An 18,005-nucleotide genomic window follows, 5' to 3' on the forward strand; every position below is an offset into this window, starting at 1 on the left:
GCATGCCCAATATCCCCACCCCGCGCCTGCCGGGACGCGCCCTGACACTGGCCCTGCTGCTGGCGGCAACCGCCACCGGCTGCGGCCTGTTGCCGGTAGAACAGGAACGCCCGGCCGCGACCGAGGACCGCCCCGCCACGACCGCCGAGCCGGCCACCGACCCGGACGGGGCCGCGGACACCCCTGCGGCCGACGAGGCCACGCCCGAGGAACCCTCGGCCGCGGCGCTGAGCCTGGCCACCTCCGAGCACGCGGAAAGCGAACGTCGCGTGGCCCTGCGCGAGCAGGGCCACGAGACGCTGGAGCCGGCCCGCGTGGGCTACTACGTGGATGTCCTCGGCGCCCGGCTGCGCCAGGAGCTGGCCGGGCAGCCCGCCACCATCGAGCACCGGGACGCGGGCATCCACGTCACCCTGAACGAAGGCAACGGCCAGGCCCGTGCGCTGGACACCATTGGTCACCTGCTCCACGAATTTCGCGCCAGCCTGATCACCCTCGTGGCCTATCGCGACGGCCCGGACCCCGACTCCGACGACGGCGCGGAGACCCCCGCCGCAGGCGATGCCCTGAACGCGGGAAAGCGCCTGCAGGATGCCGGCGTGGCACCCGAGCGGCTGGTACTGCGCAGTATGGGTACCGGTACAGTGAACACGAACCCGGGCAGCCCCGTCCGGACCCCGCGCCTCGAGCTGCTGATCCAGCCACTCACAACAAGCTGAAAGACGGCACAAGGACGCCTTTCGCCATGAGCGCGAACCCGCCCGAAACACCCGGTGGCACACGGGGACGGGGCGAAATTCGTGCTGATCCTGCCGGACACCGATCGGGAGAGTGCTCACACCCTCGCCGAACGCTGCCTCCAGCGCATACGCGACGAGGCGATCCCTCACGCCAGTTCGCGCATTACCCCGACGCTCACCGCCAGCGCCGGGGTGAGCAGCATCATCCCGGACGCGACGGGCGGCGCCGCGCGGCTGGTCGAGGCCGCGGACCGCGCGCTGTACCAGGCCAAGCGCAATGGCCGCAACCGGGTCGCGATCACGGACTCCCCGAGGGCCGGCTGAACCATTGCCATCGCCAGCGATCTCAGGGAAAACCGATACGCGTGCGTGACGGGGACACGATCGGCCGCTAACGCCCGAATCCGTGATCCATACCCGATTCCGCCGGGCGCTACGCGCCGTCATCTGGAAAACGCCCCGGTTTCGGACCAGACTCCGGGGAATCCGGCACTCGGGAGGGCGAAACGGACATGACCAGCCTGCATGACCCCGCGCGCGAACCCGCGCTGTACCGAACCCTCGGCGTCACCCTGCCCCCGATCGCGGCCTACCGCTACGGTGCCGCCGCCCACAGCTGCGCCGCCCCCATCGCCATCGTCTGGGCCGCGGCCCTGGTCTCCATTGCCTATGCCCTGTGGACCGGCCTCGGGGGTGCTTCGGGGCACGCCGCCTTCCCGCTGGCCATCGGGGTCTTTCTGTGGGGGTTTGCCACCGTGTGGACCTTTCTGGTGGTACGCAATGTACAGGCCGACCCCTCGCTCGCCGATCCCGGCCTGCACGCACGACGGGTGCGTCAACAGGAGGATGACCACGACCCGCTGGATCAGCTGGAGTCCCGCGAGGACCCGCACTGACCTCTACGGGCGCTCCCGCACCCGGCGACAGGCGGTCGCGTAGCGCGAGCCAAATCTCCCTCTGAAGTACCGTTTGCGCGGTCGCGGACCTCCTGCCAGACTCCGGAAGACGCGATCGGTGGGAAGGGGCCACCGAAACCGCGACCGACAGGGGGAAGTGCATGAGCGATTCGTCCGGGGTGGAGATCCAGTACCAGGAACTGGTGGAACATCACCCCTTCATCATCATCTGCTATCACCCCGACACGACCATCCTCTATGCCAACCAGGCCGCCCACGAATTCTTCGCGGCCCCGCCCGGCGGGCTGGTGGGCCACCGCTGGATCCACGACCTGCCCGACGAGCGCCAGGCGGAAAACCGGGCCGACCTGCTGCGCTACACCCCCGATGCCCCGGTGCGCACCATCGAAAACCCCGTCCAGCGCGGCGATGGCGCGGACCGCTGGGTTCGCTGGACCAGCCGCGCGTTCTTCGACGGGGCCAGCCGGATCACCCACTTCCAGACCCTGGGCATCGACGTCACCGAGCGCCGGCAGACCGAGTCCCTGCGCGACAACCTCCTGGGGAGCCTGGCCGAAGGCGTGTTCGGCATCGATGCCGACGGTCACTACACCTTCCTCAACCCCGCCGCCCGCGAACTGCTGGGGTTTGCGACGGAGGAAGAAGCTCTGGGCCGCAACTCGCACGAGCTGTCCCATCACAGCCGCCCCGATGGCCAGCCCTTCCCGGCCACGGAATGCCCCGTGTACCGGGTCCTGCGTACCGGGGAACCGCTGCAGGCCTGCGAGGAATACTTCTGGAGCCGCGCCGGGCACGGGTTTCCTGTACTGATCAACGTGGCCCCCCTGTTCAATTCCCGCAACCGGGTCACCGGCGCGGTGGTCTCCTTCCAGGACATCACCGAGCGCCAGGCCGCGCGCGAGGCCCTGGAGCAGCGTGAATGGGAACTCCAGGAGGCCCAGCAGATTGCTCATCTGGGCAACTGGATCTCGGATTTCGAGGCCGGCAGGATCCGCTGGTCCAGCGAAGTCTTCCGGATCTTCGGCCTCGAAGCGGACCAGTGGGGCGCGACCCACGAGGCCTTCATGCGGGCCGTGCATCCGGACGATCGCGAGCGCGTGCAGCATGCCGTCGACGCGGCCCTGACCCCGGAGGGCCCGGACTACGACATCGAACACCGGATCGTCCGCCCCGATGGCAGCGTCCGCATCGTGCACCAGCGCGGTAGCGTGGACTTCGACTCCCGAGGCCAGCCCCAGCGCATGGCCGGTGTGGTGCACGACATTACCGAGCGCCGCGAGGCGGAGCGGCGGCTGCATTTCATCACCTATCACGACGCCCTCACCGGCCTGCCCAACCGGACCCGGTTTGCCGAGCGCGCCGAGCAGGCCGTGGTGGATGCCGAACGCCTGGGACGCCCGCTGGTACTCGCCCATATCGGGCTCGACCGCTTCAAGAGCGTCAACGAAGGCATGGGCCAGGCCACCGGTGACGAGGTCCTGCAACATGTGGCGCGGCGGCTGGAGAACCGCCTGCCCGTGGGCGGCGTCCTGGCCCGACTGGGCGGGGACGAGTTCGGCGCCCTGCTGCCGGTGGAAGCACCCGGCGCGGTCGCCGGATCGGTCACCCGCCTGCTGGAACCCCTGCGCCGGGTCATCAAGGCCGGGGAACACGAACTCTACGTCCCGGGCTCGATCGGGGTCGCCGTGTATCCGCACGATACCCGCGACATCGCCGACCTGATGCGGCGCGCCGAATCGGCGATGCATCAGGCCAAGCGTACCGAGGGCAATGCCATCGAATTCTGCTCCGGCGACCTCAACAGCGACGTGCGCAAGCGCGTCTCGCTGGAGGGTCAGCTGCGGCGCGCGGTCGACCACCACGAGGGGTTCTTCCTGCATTACCAGCCACGGGTGGCCGCGCAGGACGGGCGCGTCGTCGGCGTCGAGGCCCTGCTGCGCTGGATGGACCCCGGCGGTACGGTGCATTCGCCCGGCGGCTTCATCCCGATCCTCGAGGAGACCGGGCTGATCGTCGAGCTGGGCCAGTGGATCCTGACCGAGGCCTGCCGCCAGTGCCGGGCCTGGCATCAGGCCGGACTCCCCGCCGTGCGGATGTCCGTGAACCTGGCCGCCCCCCAGTTCCGGGATCGGCAAATGGCCCACTGCATCGACCGTGTGCTGGAAGAGACGGGGCTGGACGCCAATGCCCTGGAACTGGAGGTCACCGAAAGCATGCTGATGGCCGACATCGAGCAGGTAATCCGTACCCTGGGCCAGTTCCGCGAGCGGGGCGTGCGGGTGGCCCTGGATGATTTCGGTACCGGGTATTCCTCGCTGGCCTACCTGCGCCGCTTCCCGCTGGACGTGCTGAAGATCGACCGCTGCTTCATCGCGGATCTGGCGCCCGGGACCAGTGATGCCGCCATCGTCCGCACCATACTGGGCCTGGCCGACAACCTCGGTCTCGAATCCGTCGCCGAGGGCGTGGAGACCGCGGCACAGAAGGACTTCCTGGAGGCGGAGGGCTGCCAGACCCTGCAGGGCTTCCTGTTTGCCCGCCCGCAGGCAGCGGCGGACTGCGAACGCCTGCTCGCGCGACCCGCGGCAACCGGCGCGCAGTCGGGCCACAGCGCCTGATCACTGCGTGCCAACAACCCCGGCACCGCAGGGAGACATGCAAGGGCGTCCGCCCAGCGGCTACGATGGCACACCATCCACCGGAGGCCACCGCGTGCGCCCACTCCTCGTCCTCGCCGGAATCGTCCTGCTCGCCGGCTGCAGCGCACTGCCCCGCGGCGACGACGCGCCGCGCGAGGTGTCCTACATCTGCGCCTACGGGCCCGAGTTCACCGCCACCTTCGAAGACAACCAGGCCCTGCTCGCCTTCAATGGTGCCCGGGCCCGCCTGCAGGCCACCGAGACCGCCTACGGCGGACGCTACGCCAACCCCACCGACGACATCGTGTTCTGGACGCGGGACGACGCGGCGATGCTGGAGATGGTCGGCGTGTTCTGGAGCTGCCGCGCCCTGCCCCCGCGCCGATGAGCGCCCGCACCACCGACTTTGTCCGGCAGGCCACCGGCGCCCGCCAGGCGGAACGCGAGCAGGTGATCCAGACCCTGTGGAGCGGTTACGGGGAGATCGTCCGCTACCGGCTGCAAGGGGCCGACCAGCCGACGGTCATCCTCAAGCACGTGGTCTTCCCCGACGCAATGGACCATCCGCGGGGCTGGAGCAACGACCGCTCGCATCAGCGCAAGGTTCGCTCCTACCAGGTGGAGATGGCCTGGTATCGTGACTGGGCCGGCCTCTGCAACCCCGTTAGTCGTGTGCCCCGCTGCCTGGCCACCGGGACCATCGGCGACGAGCACCTGCTCCTGCTGGAAGACCTCGACGCCGCCGGCTTTGCGCGGCGCAAGGAACACCTGACCCGCGCCGAGGCGCAGCACTGCCTGCACTGGCTGGCCCGCTTCCATGCGCGCTTCCTGGGACACGCCCCGAAGGGGCTGTGGCCCGAGGGCAGTTACTGGCACCTGGCCACCCGCCCGGACGAATGGGCCGCCATCGAGGACCCGGCGATTCGCGCCGCGGCGCCCATGCTGGACGCCGCCCTGACCAGTGCCCGCCACCGCACGCTCGTCCATGGCGACGCCAAGGTCGCGAACTTCTGCTTCACGCCCGGGGCCGACGCCGTCGCCGCCGTCGATTTCCAGTACGCAGGCGGTGGCTGCGGGATGCGCGACGTGGCCTATTTCCTCGGGAGCTGCCTGGACGAACGGGAACAGGAGGCCTGGGAGGCCGAACTGCTGGAGGTCTATTTCGCCGCGCTGGGCGAGGCCCTGTACGCGCAGGGCAAGGGAGACGTGGCCGGGGCCGTCGAGCGCGAGTGGCGCGCACTGTTCCCGGTGGCCCAGGCCGACTTCTACCGCTTCCTGGTCGGCTGGATGCCGGACCACTGGAAGGTCCACGACTACAGCCGGCGCACGGCCCTCGCGGTGATCCACCGCATTCAGGAAGAAGGCGGGTCCGACACGGGCCCGGGGTCCATCGCGGGGCCCATCTCGGGATCCAGCCCCAGCTCCTCCGCGACTTCCAGCCAGTAGGGCTCCGCCGAGCAGCTGCCCCAGGCCGCGGTCGTGCCTGCCGGTTTCGCGTCCGGGGTGGGCGCTTCACTCGCCGATTCGGTGTTGTTCCGGCTCGTTTCGGTCGTCATCGGTGAATGATGGCATGTCCGGGCGCCCATCACGGAGCGGGAGAGTCGGCCGCGGCCGCGCCCGCCGCGCCGGAAAACCCGGGACCGCGCACATCCTCGGTTGACCAGCCGCGGTTGCTGTCACGTCCCGTAACCCACCACTCGTGCACGAACAGACGCAGCGGGCCCCGCACCCGCTCCTCGAAGCGGGTCGGCAAGGTGAATCCCTCGACCTCGGCATACTCCAGGAAGGTGGTGTCCACGTGGGCACCCTGGGTCGGTCCAAAGCCGTTCAGCGTGATGTGCACGCGATAGATCAGATCCGTCTCCGGATGGATCCACATCACCACCTGGTCCCGGTCGGCCTTGCCAAAACCCGGCTCGAGGGTGGCCAGGACGCGCCGATAACGCACCCCGCCCTCGCGCCGATCCTCCAGGCGCTCGAAACCCGTTGCCCGATGCTTCACGAAGCTGGGTCCGTAATGAAACAGCTCGCCGGCATCCGTGGTCATCGCGCTGGCACGTATCCGCTCGGGATCCGTGCTGCGTTCGCCGTCGTAGAACACCCGAAACACGTCGCCATGGCGGTACACGCTCTTGGTGCCCTCCGGCCCGGTGTAGTGGAGGGCGTACAGATCATCGGCGGGGCGGAAGCGCTCCTCCCCCACCCCGCGGTAGCCCGCGTCCGCCACCAGCGGCTGGATACGCTGGATCATGCGCCCCCATTCGCCATCGGTCGCCTGGTTCAGGTCGCCGTCGAACGCGCGCAGATCTCCACCGTGCGCCGCGAGCGTGCGCTGGAACAGGGCGTCCGCCGTCAGTCCATCCTCGAACGTCGCGCCGGGACCGGGCTGGGGAAAGGTCCCGCCACAGCCGGCCAGCAGCACGGCCAGACCAAGCCACAGAACCGCCCACGAGCCTCCCGAACGTGCTGAGTGCCCCATGCCATCGCTCCTTGCAATCAATATCTGTACTTTTCTTGTACACTCCCTGTACAGTGTTTTCAACGACACAGGTCGTTCCCTCACTGTCCGGAGTCCACCATGACATCCATCTTCCCGTCCCGAGCCGACGCCGCAGCCGCTTCCGACGCGCCCGCCAACCCCGTGCTCGAGGCGATTCGCGAGGCGGTCGCCTACATCGAATTCACCCCGCGCGGCCAGATCCTCGACGCCAACGAGCGTTTCCTCCAGGCCGTGGGCCACAACCGCGAGGACGTGATCGGGCAGCACCACCGGATGTTCTGCAGCCCGGAATACGCCCGTTCGCTGGAGTACCGCGACTTCTGGCGCCGCCTGGCGGCCGGGGAATCGCGCGCCGGCACCTTCCCCCGGGTGACACGCTCGGGCGAAACCCTCTGGCTCGAGGCCACCTACTTTCCCGTGCGCGACGCCCATGGGCGGCTGGAGAAGGTGGCGAAACTGGCCTACGACGTGACCGAGCGGCAGGCTCAACTGCGCGACCAGGCTGCGGTGTTTACCGCGCTGGACCGGTCCATGGCCGTCATCGAATTCACCCCGGACGGCGTGATCCTCAAGGCGAACGACAACTTCCTCAGGGCCGTGGGCTACGATCTCGACGCGATCCGCGGCCAGCACCACCGCATGTTCTGTGACGAAGCCTTCTACCGCGATCATCCGGACTTCTGGGAGCGCCTGGCGCACGGGCAGTTGATGAGCGGCAAGTTCCGCCGGCTCACGGCATCCGGTGAGGGGCTGTGGCTGGAGGCTACCTACAACCCGATCCTTGATGAACACGGACGGGTCGAGAAGGTGATCAAGTTCGCCACGGACATCACCGCCAGCGTGCATACCGCCGAACGCACCCGCGAAGCGACGGCCGTCGCCCACGAGATGGCGCAGAAGACCGCGGAACATGCCCGCCGCGGCGCGGATTCGCTGCAACAGAACGCCCGCCATACCGAGCAGATCCGCAGCGAGGTCAGCGGCACCCAGGAGGCCGTGGAACGCCTGAACGCCGAGGCCCGCAACATCGAATCCATCATCGAGACCATCCGCACGGTGGCCGAAACCACCCGGATGCTGTCGCTGAACGCCGCCATCGAGGCCGCCCGTGCCGGCGAACAGGGGCGCGGCTTTGCCGTGGTCGCCCAGGAGGTGCGCAAGCTCGCCGCCAACACCAGTGAGGCCACCACCCGCATCGCCGAGGTGATCAACGGCAACCTGGAACGCACCCGCGAGATCGGTGAACGCATCGAGACCGTGCGCGAGATCGCCGAACAGGCCGACGCCCAGGTGCAGACCGTGCAGGGCATCGTCGACGAGATCCACGACGGCGCGAATCTCGTGGTCGAATCCGTCGCCTCCATCCCCCGCGACGGGCACTAACCGTCTTACGGGTCCGCGAGCGGTCTACGCCTGGCTACGCCTCGCGGCGGTCGCGGGTCTGCCGCTCCTGTGGCAGGCCCGACCAGAGTTCATCGAGATCGGGGAACGGCCATGCGGCCGGATCCTCGCGCGCAGCAATGGCCTCCTGCTGGTGCGGCGCGGACAGATCCACGATCTTCGGGGGGATCCGGCAGCCCGAGCTGGTGGAGTAGAAGATCTTCACGACCGGCTTGAGCAGGGAGCCGGACGACTGGTCGACGACCACCCCGATGCGGCCGGATTCCAGGCGTACGAGCGAGCCCACGGGGTAGATCCCCAGGCTCTTCACGAAGGCCTGGAACACCCGGGGATCGAAGTGGCCGTCCGCCCACTCGGCCATCTTGCGAATGGATTCGCCCGGATCCCAGCCCGCCTTGTACGGCCGGTTCGAGGTGATCGCGTCGTAGACATCGCAGACCGCGCCCATCTTCGCGTGCAGGGTGATCTGCTCGCCGGTCAGCCCCTCGGGATATCCCGAGCCGTCCATCTTCTCGTGGTGATGCAGGCAGACGTCCAGGGTCACCGGATCAAGCGCGTCCGCGGACGCCTGCAGGATTCGGTGCCCCTCCGCCGGATGGCGTTTCATCACGGCGAACTCCTCCGCGGTCAGCTTGCCCGGCTTGTTCAGCACCTCCAGCGGCATCGCGGCCTTGCCGATGTCGTGCATCAATCCCGCCTCGCCGGCCGCCAGCAGGGCCTCGTCCTCCAGCCCCAGTTCACGCCCCAGCGCAACCATCAATGCACAAACCGCCACCGAGTGCATGTAGGTGTAGTCGTCCGCGTTCTTCAATCGCGCCAGGCTGACCAGCGCGCGGGAGTTGCGGGTGACCGAATCGGTGATCTCCTCGACCACCTTGCGCGCCAGTTCGGTATCCACCGCGCGGCCCATCCGCGCCTCGCCGAAGATCGACGTCATGGCCTGGCGCGACTTCCGGCAGATGGTGGCCGCCCGCTCCAGCTCCTCCCGGGTCGAGGCGGGCTCCCGGTCGCGCCCCGTATCCGGGATGAACTGCAACGGCGCCGGCACCGCGGCGTCGCGCTCCTCCGGCGTCACAACGGCCTCCACGGCCTCCGTGTCGCGCCCCCTGGAGGTGTCGATCCACACCTCGCGGATACTGCTGTCCCGCAGGCTCGCCAGATCCTTCGGGTCATCCAGCAGGAAGCGCGTACGCCAGAAGGGATGCTCCATCCACGACCCGCACAACTCGCGGATGAACATCCCGCAAACGACGTGCTCCACCTTGATCTTCTTCAGCATTCGGGTCCCGGGATCGTCAAGAAAGGGCGGGGTGCCCCGTGGCCGCGGAGTATGCTGCGGCCACGGGATGGCCACAAATCGCGGCTAACGGCACCTAACGGGAGGCCCTGCTACCATCCCGGAATTCCACGGGGAGGACGTTCATGAGCAGCAAGATCATCGAGGTCGTGGGACCCGCCGGGCACCTGGACACCGTGCTGGGCATCGCCGAGGGGCTCGCGATCGACGTGCTGTGGCACGGCGTGGACGAGAACCGCGACCGCATGGCGGTGCACATGCTGGTCAGCACCGAGTACCGCCAACGCCTGATGGACGACCTCTACCGTGTACTCGGCGCGTCCGAGACCGCGCGTATCCTGGTGCTGCCGGTCGAGGCCGTACTGCCGGACCCCTTTCAGGAGCCGAAAGAGGCCGACAAGGAGGCGGCCGGCAAGAAGGCCCGCGCCGTGTCACGCGAGGAGCTCTACACCAACGTCACCGGCGGGGCGGATCTCACCGGCCAGTTCCTGCTGCTGACCGTGCTGTCCACCATCGTGGCCGCGATCGGCCTGCTGGAGAACAACGTGGCCGTGGTCATCGGCGCCATGGTCATTGCGCCCCTGCTGGGGCCCAACCTGGCGCTGGCGCTGGGCACCTCCATGGCGGACACCCGGTTGATCGGCCGCTCCCTGCGCACGAACGCGGTGGGCCTGGGGGGTGCCATCCTGATCGGGATGCTGCTCGCCACGGTCATGTCGGTGGATGTGGGTGCCCGCGAGCTGCAGATGCGCACCGAGGTCGGACTGGATTCGGTCGCGCTGGCCCTGGCCTCCGGTGCCGCGGCCGTGTTGTCGCTGACCACCGGCCTGCCCACGGTGCTGGTCGGCGTGATGGTCGCCGTGGCCCTGCTCCCGCCGGCCGCGACCGTCGGGATCATGCTCGGCTCCGGCGAATTCTCCGCCGCGTACATGGCGGCCCTGCTGCTCGCGGTGAACGTAGTCTGCGTAAACCTCTCGGCCAAGCTCGTCTTCCTCTACCAGGGCGTACGCCCGCGCGGCCAGGCGCAGCAGGCAGCCGCCGCGCAAAGCATGGCGGGCTACCTCCTGCTATGGGCCATCACCCTCGCCCTGCTGGTCTTTCTGATCCTCGAGGCGGACGTCACGCTGTAGTCTCGCCCCCGGCGCCACGCGCGGCTTTGACCCCGTCCACCGCTTCGCCTAATCTCACGACTGGGTGGCGATCCTTCAGGATCGGTGGCGAACATACCGGAATGGATCCGAATGGGCCGCGACCACCCGACAGGGAGGAACCCGCCCCATGCCCCTGCGCATGCCCGGCTTGATCGCCAGACTCGGCCCCTGGCTTCGCCCCGCTCTGCTCGGACTGGGGGGCCTGCTTTGCCTGCCCGCCGTGGCCTCCGTGGCCCCGGAGCCGCTGCCCGACAATCGGGGGGCCTATCTCTCGCCCTATACGGCGCAGGGGGATCTCGCCGGCTGGGTCGACGAGGCCGTGGGCGAATCCTCCCGCGACATCGCGGGTCTCGCCGGGCGGCTGCTGCAGACCGCCGCAATGGCCTATGGCGCGCAGCAGACGCATCGCATGAGCGGCCTGCTCGATCATGCCAGCCGCACCGCCGGTGTCCCCGCAATGGATTTCGGCAGCGCCCTGGTCGCCGCCACCGAGCCCGGCCGCACCCCCGCCGGCGGACTGGAACAGGTCACCGCGATCCTCGGAGAGCTGGGCCGGCACGGACTGGTCGGCGAGCATGCCGGGCACCAGGTGCGCCAGCTCGCGCGCGTGCTGGAGGACCCGGAAGCCGCCGTGCGCGGCGAGCTCGAACGCCTGCAGATCGGATCGCGGGATGTCGCCGGGGTCTTACGGGATCTCGAGCGCCTGCCACACGGACAGCGCCAGGACGTCCTGCGTGCGCTGGGTGACGACACCGCCCCGGCGCTCGAACTCCTGCTGGACGCGGGGCATCAGCGCCTGGACCGCGAGATCCGCGAACTCTCCCGGCCCCGTGGCGCCCCGGCCAGTGCCACCGGCAGCCTCTTTGGCCTGCTGGCGCGCGATGGCAATGCCGGCCTTTTCGGCGCCGGCGAGGTCCTGCAGCGCCAGCTGGGCGATCACGCCCTGCGCCAGGGGGCCGATCTGGGGATGGGCTTCTTCGCCCTGTTCGACGGCTTGTCGCAGACCCACCGCCAGCTCGAACTGACCCCGGAGCGCATGGCGCGCTACCGCGAGGCCGCCGACCGCTCCTTCGACGATCTCGACAGCCTGCTGGTGCACACCATGGTGCACTACCGCACCCGGCGCGACTTCGCCCGCGCCAGCGAGGCCGTGATGCTCCTCTACCCCGAGGCGCGCCCGCGCATGGACGCCGCCCATCGCGTGGCGGGCGACATCATCACCGCCGAATGGCACCGCATGCAGCAACGCATGGACCTGCAATGGCAGTAAACCCACGGAGAACCGACTGATGCGCACCCACCCGACACCCACCCGTTTCCTTGCTCTGGGCCTCGCCCTGACCCTCGGCCTGGCCGCCACGGCCGCCCACGCCACCCCGGGCGCCGACCGCCAGTTCGACCGCAACATCCAGGCGGTGGACACGGCCTTGCTGGAGCCCGGCACCCGCGCGCTGCTGGACACCTATCGCAACGAACGCGGCTCGCGCGAGGCGCGGCAGATCAGCCGCCAGGCCCTGCCGGGACGCGGCGCCACGCAATGCGCCTGGGACGACCGCTACCGCGCCATGGCCAACCTCGAAACGCCGGCCGAGGTGATCTTTGCCCGCGCCCTGGTCACCAACAAGGGACGCGGTTCGGTGGACCTGGGCTTCGACCGCTTCGAACTGCATGCCGACGGCGCCTGCCCGGATGCGGTCGACAACGGGCCCGTCAGCTTCTGGATGACCTGGTACCAGAACCACCAGGCCATGGAACCGGCGGCCGTCTCCAGCATCGAGGAGGCGCGGCGGCTGTACGCCGCCTCCGCCATGGACAGCAGCATGAAGATGGTCATGCGCTTCGACGGCGAGATGCGGGACGGCCAGCCCCACGGGCGCTTCCGCGTGATCCAGACCAATCACACCCCCGAGATGCAGGGTATGCGCGGCGGCCATGTCAGCAGCCATGCGCTGGGTTATGTCGAATTCGAGGCCGGCGAGCGGATCCGGCGGCTGATCGTGACCGAGATGGCCCACGGCGCCACCCTGGTCTACCTGGAACAGCCCCACGGCGAGGCGCACATGCTCAACTACTGGGTCCTGCACGGGGCCGGCATGCACATGGGCGACCATTACCCGACCAACGCCGCGGGCGAGATCGACGGCCGCTTCGTCCGCCTGCGCAGCAACGAGAACCCGCCCGAGATCAGCACCTGCGTGCGCGGCAACCTCCCGGCCGCCGCCACCGCCTGCGACTAGCCCGTCAAATCCGGTGCGGGCGCCCGACCCGCACCGGACACCCGGATCCCCGCGCGACCCAGCCGGCAACAGGCCCGGGCCATGGCGGACCCCGGCCGGCGTTTTCCCGCACATGGACTACACTCGGGAAATAGGTCGCAATCTCGTACATTCCGGATCGCGGCCGAGAGCCGCGCCCCGCAATGAGGCCGACCCGCACCGGACACCCGGATCCCCGCGCGACCCAGCCGGCAACAGGCCCGGGCCATGGCGGACCCCGGCCGGCGTTTTCCCGCACATGGACTACACTCGGGAAATAGGTCGCAATCTCGTACATTCCGGATCGCGGCCGAGAGCCGCGCCCCGCAATGAGGCGGCCCGCACTGCAGCAACCGGCCCGGGATCGGCCAAAGGAAGTGCGCGATGTCCAGGTTCGAATCGGCTCCCCCCTCAGCCGGCGGCCTTCGGTATTCCGACCACCTCGCCCGCACGACCCTGCGCGCCTGGGTCGGCATGTCGTTTGTCACCGCGAGTGCGCTGATCCTCGGTGGGCTGATCCTTTCCTGGCTGATCGTCTACACGGCGGGCGGGGCCGACAGTATCGTCCCGCATTTCTATTACGTTCCCATCCTGTTCGCCGCAGCGCGCTTCGGCGCCAGCACCGCGCTGGTCGTGGCCCTGGTCGCCGGCGTGCTGGCCGGCCCCCTGACGCCGGTGGATGTCGCGGCCGGCACCGCCCAGGAGACCGAGCGCTGGCTGACGCGCACCGGCTTCTTCATCGGCATCGGACAACTGATGGCCTGGCTGGTCATCCCGGCGCTGCATCCGGTTACCGAGGAGCTGCGGCGGATGCGCCAGGAATTCGATATCCGGCGCGGGCTTCGGCACAACGAGTTCTTCCTGCGCTACCAGCCGATCTACTCCCTGGAGCTGGAACGCCACGTCGGGGTCGAGGCACTGATCCGCTGGCAGCACCCCATTCGCGGCGAACTCGCCCCGGCCGACTTCCTGGATGTAGCGGAGGACTCCTCGCTGATCCACGACATCAGCGACCGGGTGCTGAACGAGGGCTGCCGCCAGGCCGCTGAATGGAGGGCCCAGGCCACCAAGCATGGCCACCCACCCTGGTACGTCGCGATCAATCTCTCGGCACACGACATCGTGCGACCCGAAATGGCGGCCCACGTCGCGGCCGCGCTAGAGCGGCATCAACTCCCGCCGGAGCTGCTCCACATCGAACTGACGGAAACCGTGCTGGCCATGGACAATGCCACCGACACCCTGCACCAGTTCAAGTCGCTGGGTGTCCCGCTGGCCATCGACGACTTCGGAACCGGCTATTCGTCCCTCGCCTACCTCAATCGCTTCCCCATCGACATCCTGAAGATCGACCGCCACCTGATCTCCGGGCTGGGCCTGGATCCCTCCGCGCGGGACCTGTCGCGGGGCATCGTCCTGCTGGCCGACTCCCTGGGTCTGCGCACGATCGCCGAAGGGGTGGAGACCCGGGAGCAACTGGAGATCGGCCGCCAACTCCGATTCGACTGCGTGCAGGGCTACTACTTCGCCCGCCCGCTGCTGGCCAAAGAGATCCCGACCTTGCTGCTCTCCGACGCGCCTCGCACCGGCGGGCTCCACGCGGTCCACTACTGACCGAAGTACTCCCGCAGCAACTGGGTGGTGCGTGCCGCCGGGTCCTCGCGGATACGGCGCTCCTCATCGGCCAGGATGGTGAACAACCCGTCCAGGGCGTGATCGGTCACGTAGCGGTCCAGATCCACGTCCAGCGCCTCCAGGCCGGGAATGCGTCCCGCCGCATCCCGCAGCGGCTGGTACACGCGATACACATCCGCCCGCTCCATCTGCTCCCGGACAATGGGCATGTAGCGCTCGCGCAGGGTGGACTCCGACGCCCCGCGCAGGTACTGCGTGGCGGCATCATCGGCACCCCGCAGCACGCCCTGAACGTCTTCGGGACGCATCCCGCGGATGGCGTCGACAAACACCGGCACCGCCTCCCGTGCCGCGGACTCCGCCGCCCGGTTCATGCGCCGCTCCAGGTCCTCCACTTCGCGCGCGAACCCGACGCGGCGCAGCACATCCCCGGCCTGCTCCAGCTCCTGTGGCAAGCCGATGCGGATCAGCGCATTCCCCCAGTAGCCGTCCTCGCGGCCGGTGCGCTCCACCGTGCGCTCGGTCCCGACGCGCAGGGCCTCGCGGATCGCCTCTTCGGCTCGATCACCCCCGCCCCCGTCCAGCCCGAAATCGCGTACGTCCAGTCCCGCGCAGGCCGTCAGCAGGAAGGGCAGAAGGAGCCAGGGGAGCAGGTAAGCGCGGCGCATAACAGGTGATCCATAACGGGTGTCCCGTCATGATACACAGGGTGGAAAACCCTCCGGTCCATACCCCGCGACACCCCTTGCCGCGCAGGCCCGCTTGTCCGATGGTGAACACATGAACGCCCCCCGTCCCGATTCGTCCCGGCGCCGCCAGCGCCTCACGGCCTTCCTGATCCTGGTGGGCCTGCCCCTGCTCGCGCTGACAATCTGGGTCGGCTGGGCCGAACACAATCCCGAGCAGGAGCGCGAACTGCGCGTGGAGGTGCAGGACCGCCTGAGCGAGTGGTTTCCGGAGGCCATGGAGCTTCCCGACGAGCTGCTCGGATTCATTCCCCGATCCGAGCGCTTCGCCGAGGACCACCCGCCGGACGTCCTGCTCCTGCACGGGCTGGACGAGCCTGGCGATATCTGGGATACGCTCGCGCCGGCGCTGGACGAAGCCGGCCTCAAAGGCTGGGAGTTCCGCTACCCCAACGACCAGGCCATCGACCACAGCACGGACCTCCTGGCGGAACACTGGGGGCAACTCGAGGGCGAGGCCCCGCTGATCCTGATCGGTCACAGCATGGGGGGCCTGGTGATCCGCGATTTCGTGACGCGCTACCGGCACCCCGAGGGCAAGCCGCCCCGGGTCGGGGGGCGACCAGTGGCCGGTGTCATCCTCGTCGCCACCCCCAACCACGGCTCCGAATGGGCACGGCTGCGGGTCTGGCTGGAGGTGCGCGAGTGGCTGGCCGACCTCCAGGAGCAGCGCTTCTCGCTGTTCGCCGGACTGCGCGACGGCACCGGCGCCGCCAAGATCGACCTGCGTCCCGACAGCCCCTTCCTGGCCGAACTGAATGCGCGTCCCTGGCCCGAGGCGATCCCGGTCCGCATCATCGGTGGCAAGCTCCCCGAACCCACCCCCGCCATGCGCGAGAGCCTCGCCGCGCTGGACGAGCAGATCGACCTGGAGCCGGTGGCCGGACGCATCAGCGAATGGTGGGAGCAGACCGACGAGGAACTGGGCGACGGCGTCGTACCGCTGGAGTCACTGAGCCTGGAGGGACACCCGGAGCCCCTGGTTCTTGAGGCCTCGCACCGGGGGCTGCTGGTCCCCGGCCCGCTGACGGACGAGCCCCCCGCCATCGACCCGATCCTCGACATCCTCGACCAGTGGCGCGCGCGCCCCGCCAACGACTGACCGAAGCCACGCCAACCGCGAGCGGTCCCGGCCGGCCCGTGCATGCCTGGCGCAACGACGGAACGACGGAACCAACCGGGGCTGTGCCAGCATCGCGACCGACGTACGCCCCAAAAGCCCCGCTCGCCGCCACCCTGAACGACCCGCCTATGGCCGCTGCAGATCCATGTGGATCTCGATGGTGCGCAGCAGTTGCTGGCGTTCAATCCAGCCGATCGCGCGCCCGGAGGCCTCCATCACCGGGATCTGGTTGAGGTTGCGCTCGCTCATCATGCGCAGGATCGCCTCGGCCTTCGTGTCTGGCGCCACCCGGCTCAGCGACTCCACCGGGGTCATGATCTCGTCGACCCGGCGCGCGGCCCACTGCTCGCGCGGCAGCTTGCGGCTGTCGCTGAGGCTCACCAGGCCCTGCACCCGCTCCGGCGTACCCACCAGAAAGGCCCGGCGCCCGCCCGGCAGCACATCGTGGTGAATCCAGTCGTCGATGGTGGTCTCCGGGCGCACGCAGGGCGGATCCGGGCTGGCCAGGTCCCGCGCGCGCACATCGGCCAGGCGTTCCCGCATATCGAACATTCGGCCCTGGCCCTCGGCCATGGTCAGCAGGAACCAGGCGATCAGCATCATCCACAGCCCACCGATCAGGTTGCCGATCACCACCAGGTTCCAGAAGGCGAAGCCAAACAGCAGGAACGCCACTACGCGCCCGCCCCACACGGCCGCCTGGATGGCGCGGCGCGCATCACCCGTGAGCTTCCAGATCACCGCGCGGAACACCCGCCCGCCATCCAGCGGAAACCCGGGGATCAGGTTGAAGATCGCCACGACCAGGTTGATCAGCGCGAGCCAGCCAAGGGCCACCGGGATCGGCTCGTACCCGTCCGCGGTGGCCTGCGCGAGCGCGGCGAAACCGAGCGCCAGCGCCACGCTTACCGCCGGCCCGGCAATGGCGATCCAGAACTCGTCCTCGGCCCGCTCCGGATCCCGCTCCATCTGCGCCACGCCGCCGAAGATGAACAGCGTGATGGACTCCACCGGCACCCCGCGCCGCAGCGCGACGATGCTGTGCCCCAGTTCATGGGCCAGGATGGACGCAAAGAACAGCAGGGCCGTCACCAGCGCCGTGCCGGCCGCCATGGCCAGGCTCCACTCCGGATACTGGTGGTGAAAGCCCGTGCTCATGCTGGCCACCAGCAGGATCAGGATGAATACCCAGCTGATGTGGAGCTGGATACGAATCCCGCGGATATGGCCAAGGATCAGGACGGTCTTGAACATGCAGCAACTCCTTGCGGCGCCAGGCTCTCCGATACCATCAGCGGTACCGACGTGGTCCGTATTATGGCGCGGCGCACTTGGCTGTCGGCGGGCACGGGGCTTGCGGAACATCCACCGCCGTGAGTGCTCTCAATGCCATGGATATCCCCCTGCTTATCATCGGCGCCCTGCTCGTCGCCAGCCTGACCGCGTTCTTCTCCGGCGTGCTGCCCTACCCCATCGGCTGGATCATCCTGGGCATCGCCTTCATCGCGCGGCTGCTTTATCTGGCCGGGCGCTGAGCGAACAGGCGTCACGCAGACGCGGACCTGTTGTATCGTCGCGACCATGCGCAAGCCCGGAACTGC

General features: G+C 69.0%; 16 protein-coding genes and 1 pseudogene. 13 read left to right on the top strand and 4 right to left on the bottom strand.

Translation table 11 applies throughout. The annotated features are described in order from the left end of the window. Positions 1–2 precede the first annotated feature (2 nt). The 6 genes and pseudogenes from D105_RS0104375 to D105_RS0104400 all read left to right on the top strand — a co-directional run bounded on the left by D105_RS0104375 (position 3) and on the right by D105_RS0104400 (position 5,742). Positions 3–719: a hypothetical protein gene (locus D105_RS0104375; RefSeq protein WP_018877613.1), complete on the top strand. Its 717-nt coding sequence runs from the start codon at positions 3–5 to the stop codon at positions 717–719. A 39-nt stretch (positions 720–758) separates the two neighbouring features. Continuing rightward, a pseudogene (locus D105_RS0104380) lies at positions 759–1,064 on the top strand (diguanylate cyclase domain-containing protein); the annotation flags it as partial. Positions 1,065–1,252: 188 nt separating this feature from the next. Then, the gene (locus tag D105_RS0104385) at positions 1,253–1,636 is read left to right on the top strand and encodes a hypothetical protein (RefSeq protein WP_018866092.1); all 384 of its coding nucleotides are present in this window, start codon (positions 1,253–1,255) and stop codon (positions 1,634–1,636) included. 161 nt (positions 1,637–1,797) lie between these two features. Further along, positions 1,798–4,275 (top strand): EAL domain-containing protein, encoded by a 2,478-nt coding sequence (locus tag D105_RS0104390; protein ID WP_018877614.1) that lies wholly within the window; start codon positions 1,798–1,800, stop codon positions 4,273–4,275. A 94-nt stretch (positions 4,276–4,369) separates the two neighbouring features. After that, entirely contained in the window at positions 4,370–4,684 is a 315-nt protein-coding gene (locus tag D105_RS0104395) for an MliC family protein (RefSeq protein ID WP_018866090.1), read from the top strand. Then, complete coding sequence (locus D105_RS0104400) at positions 4,681–5,742, top strand: phosphotransferase (protein ID WP_018877615.1); 1,062 nt, start codon at positions 4,681–4,683, stop codon at positions 5,740–5,742. The genes D105_RS0104395 and D105_RS0104400 overlap by 4 nt, the downstream gene beginning before the upstream one ends. Positions 5,743–5,881: 139 nt before the next feature. On the opposite strand, the gene D105_RS0104405 is transcribed toward D105_RS0104400, so the two are convergent. Next, complete coding sequence (locus D105_RS0104405; protein WP_038032722.1) at positions 5,882–6,775, bottom strand: hypothetical protein; 894 nt, start codon at positions 6,773–6,775, stop codon at positions 5,882–5,884. A 99-nt stretch (positions 6,776–6,874) separates the two neighbouring features. On the opposite strand from D105_RS0104405, the gene D105_RS0104410 reads away from it, so the two are divergent. Beyond that, entirely contained in the window at positions 6,875–8,179 is a 1,305-nt protein-coding gene (locus tag D105_RS0104410) for a PAS domain S-box protein (RefSeq protein ID WP_018877617.1), read from the top strand. 34 nt (positions 8,180–8,213) lie between these two features. On the opposite strand, the gene D105_RS0104415 is transcribed toward D105_RS0104410, so the two are convergent. Then, positions 8,214–9,476, bottom strand: a complete 1,263-nt coding sequence (locus D105_RS0104415) for an HD-GYP domain-containing protein (protein WP_018876348.1) — start codon at positions 9,474–9,476, stop codon at positions 8,214–8,216. A gap of 143 nt (positions 9,477–9,619) precedes the next feature. On the opposite strand from D105_RS0104415, the gene D105_RS0104420 reads away from it, so the two are divergent. From D105_RS0104420 to D105_RS0104435, 4 genes are all read left to right on the top strand, one after another. After that, entirely contained in the window at positions 9,620–10,624 is a 1,005-nt protein-coding gene (locus tag D105_RS0104420) for a TIGR00341 family protein (protein ID WP_018877618.1), read from the top strand. Between the two features lie 148 nt (positions 10,625–10,772). Then, the gene (locus D105_RS0104425; protein WP_018866084.1) at positions 10,773–11,915 is read left to right on the top strand and encodes a hypothetical protein; all 1,143 of its coding nucleotides are present in this window, start codon (positions 10,773–10,775) and stop codon (positions 11,913–11,915) included. 19 nt (positions 11,916–11,934) lie between these two features. Next, positions 11,935–12,882, top strand: coding sequence for a hypothetical protein (locus D105_RS0104430; protein ID WP_018877619.1), 948 nt, complete (start codon positions 11,935–11,937; stop codon positions 12,880–12,882). 402 nt (positions 12,883–13,284) lie between these two features. Then, positions 13,285–14,514, top strand: a complete 1,230-nt coding sequence (locus tag D105_RS0104435) for a bifunctional diguanylate cyclase/phosphodiesterase (protein ID WP_018877620.1) — start codon at positions 13,285–13,287, stop codon at positions 14,512–14,514. Here the strand turns inward: D105_RS0104435 and D105_RS0104440 are convergent. Then, the gene (locus tag D105_RS0104440; protein ID WP_018866081.1) at positions 14,508–15,203 is read right to left on the bottom strand and encodes a DUF4197 domain-containing protein; all 696 of its coding nucleotides are present in this window, start codon (positions 15,201–15,203) and stop codon (positions 14,508–14,510) included. The genes D105_RS0104435 and D105_RS0104440 overlap by 7 nt on opposite strands. 112 nt (positions 15,204–15,315) lie before the next feature. Between D105_RS0104440 and D105_RS0104445 the strand changes: the two genes are divergently transcribed. Further along, entirely contained in the window at positions 15,316–16,383 is a 1,068-nt protein-coding gene (locus D105_RS0104445; protein WP_018877621.1) for a triacylglycerol lipase, read from the top strand. A gap of 147 nt (positions 16,384–16,530) precedes the next feature. Here the strand turns inward: D105_RS0104445 and D105_RS0104450 are convergent, their stop codons facing one another. After that, positions 16,531–17,658, bottom strand: coding sequence for a site-2 protease family protein (locus D105_RS0104450; protein WP_018877622.1), 1,128 nt, complete (start codon positions 17,656–17,658; stop codon positions 16,531–16,533). A gap of 119 nt (positions 17,659–17,777) precedes the next feature. On the opposite strand from D105_RS0104450, the gene D105_RS15030 reads away from it, so the two are divergent. After that, a complete protein-coding gene (locus D105_RS15030) occupies positions 17,778–17,939 on the top strand; it encodes a hypothetical protein (protein WP_155985231.1) in 162 nt (53 codons plus the stop codon). Positions 17,940–18,005: the final 66 nt, after the last annotated feature.

Source organism: Thioalkalivibrio sp. ALE28, assembly GCF_000377425.1.
Classification (GTDB): Bacteria; Pseudomonadota; Gammaproteobacteria; order Ectothiorhodospirales; family Ectothiorhodospiraceae; genus Thioalkalivibrio.

Bases quoted from the DNA above. Each gene is read 5' to 3' on its own strand.
- D105_RS0104430 (WP_018877619.1), top strand. From the start codon at position 11,935: ATGCGCACCCACCCGACACCCACCCGTTTCCTTGCTCTGGGCCTCGCC.
- D105_RS0104450 (WP_018877622.1), bottom strand. From the start codon at position 17,658: ATGTTCAAGACCGTCCTGATCCTTGGCCATATCCGCGGGATTCGTATC.
- D105_RS0104410 (WP_018877617.1), top strand. From the start codon at position 6,875: ATGACATCCATCTTCCCGTCCCGAGCCGACGCCGCAGCCGCTTCCGAC.
- D105_RS0104400 (WP_018877615.1), top strand. From the start codon at position 4,681: ATGAGCGCCCGCACCACCGACTTTGTCCGGCAGGCCACCGGCGCCCGC.
- D105_RS0104435 (WP_018877620.1), top strand. From the start codon at position 13,285: ATGTCCAGGTTCGAATCGGCTCCCCCCTCAGCCGGCGGCCTTCGGTAT.
- D105_RS0104445 (WP_018877621.1), top strand. From the start codon at position 15,316: ATGAACGCCCCCCGTCCCGATTCGTCCCGGCGCCGCCAGCGCCTCACG.
- D105_RS0104385 (WP_018866092.1), top strand. From the start codon at position 1,253: ATGACCAGCCTGCATGACCCCGCGCGCGAACCCGCGCTGTACCGAACC.
- D105_RS0104375 (WP_018877613.1), top strand. From the start codon at position 3: ATGCCCAATATCCCCACCCCGCGCCTGCCGGGACGCGCCCTGACACTG.
- D105_RS0104405 (WP_038032722.1), bottom strand. From the start codon at position 6,775: ATGGGGCACTCAGCACGTTCGGGAGGCTCGTGGGCGGTTCTGTGGCTT.
- D105_RS0104420 (WP_018877618.1), top strand. From the start codon at position 9,620: ATGAGCAGCAAGATCATCGAGGTCGTGGGACCCGCCGGGCACCTGGAC.
- D105_RS0104390 (WP_018877614.1), top strand. From the start codon at position 1,798: ATGAGCGATTCGTCCGGGGTGGAGATCCAGTACCAGGAACTGGTGGAA.
- D105_RS0104415 (WP_018876348.1), bottom strand. From the start codon at position 9,476: ATGCTGAAGAAGATCAAGGTGGAGCACGTCGTTTGCGGGATGTTCATC.
- D105_RS0104440 (WP_018866081.1), bottom strand. From the start codon at position 15,203: ATGCGCCGCGCTTACCTGCTCCCCTGGCTCCTTCTGCCCTTCCTGCTG.
- D105_RS0104425 (WP_018866084.1), top strand. From the start codon at position 10,773: ATGCCCCTGCGCATGCCCGGCTTGATCGCCAGACTCGGCCCCTGGCTT.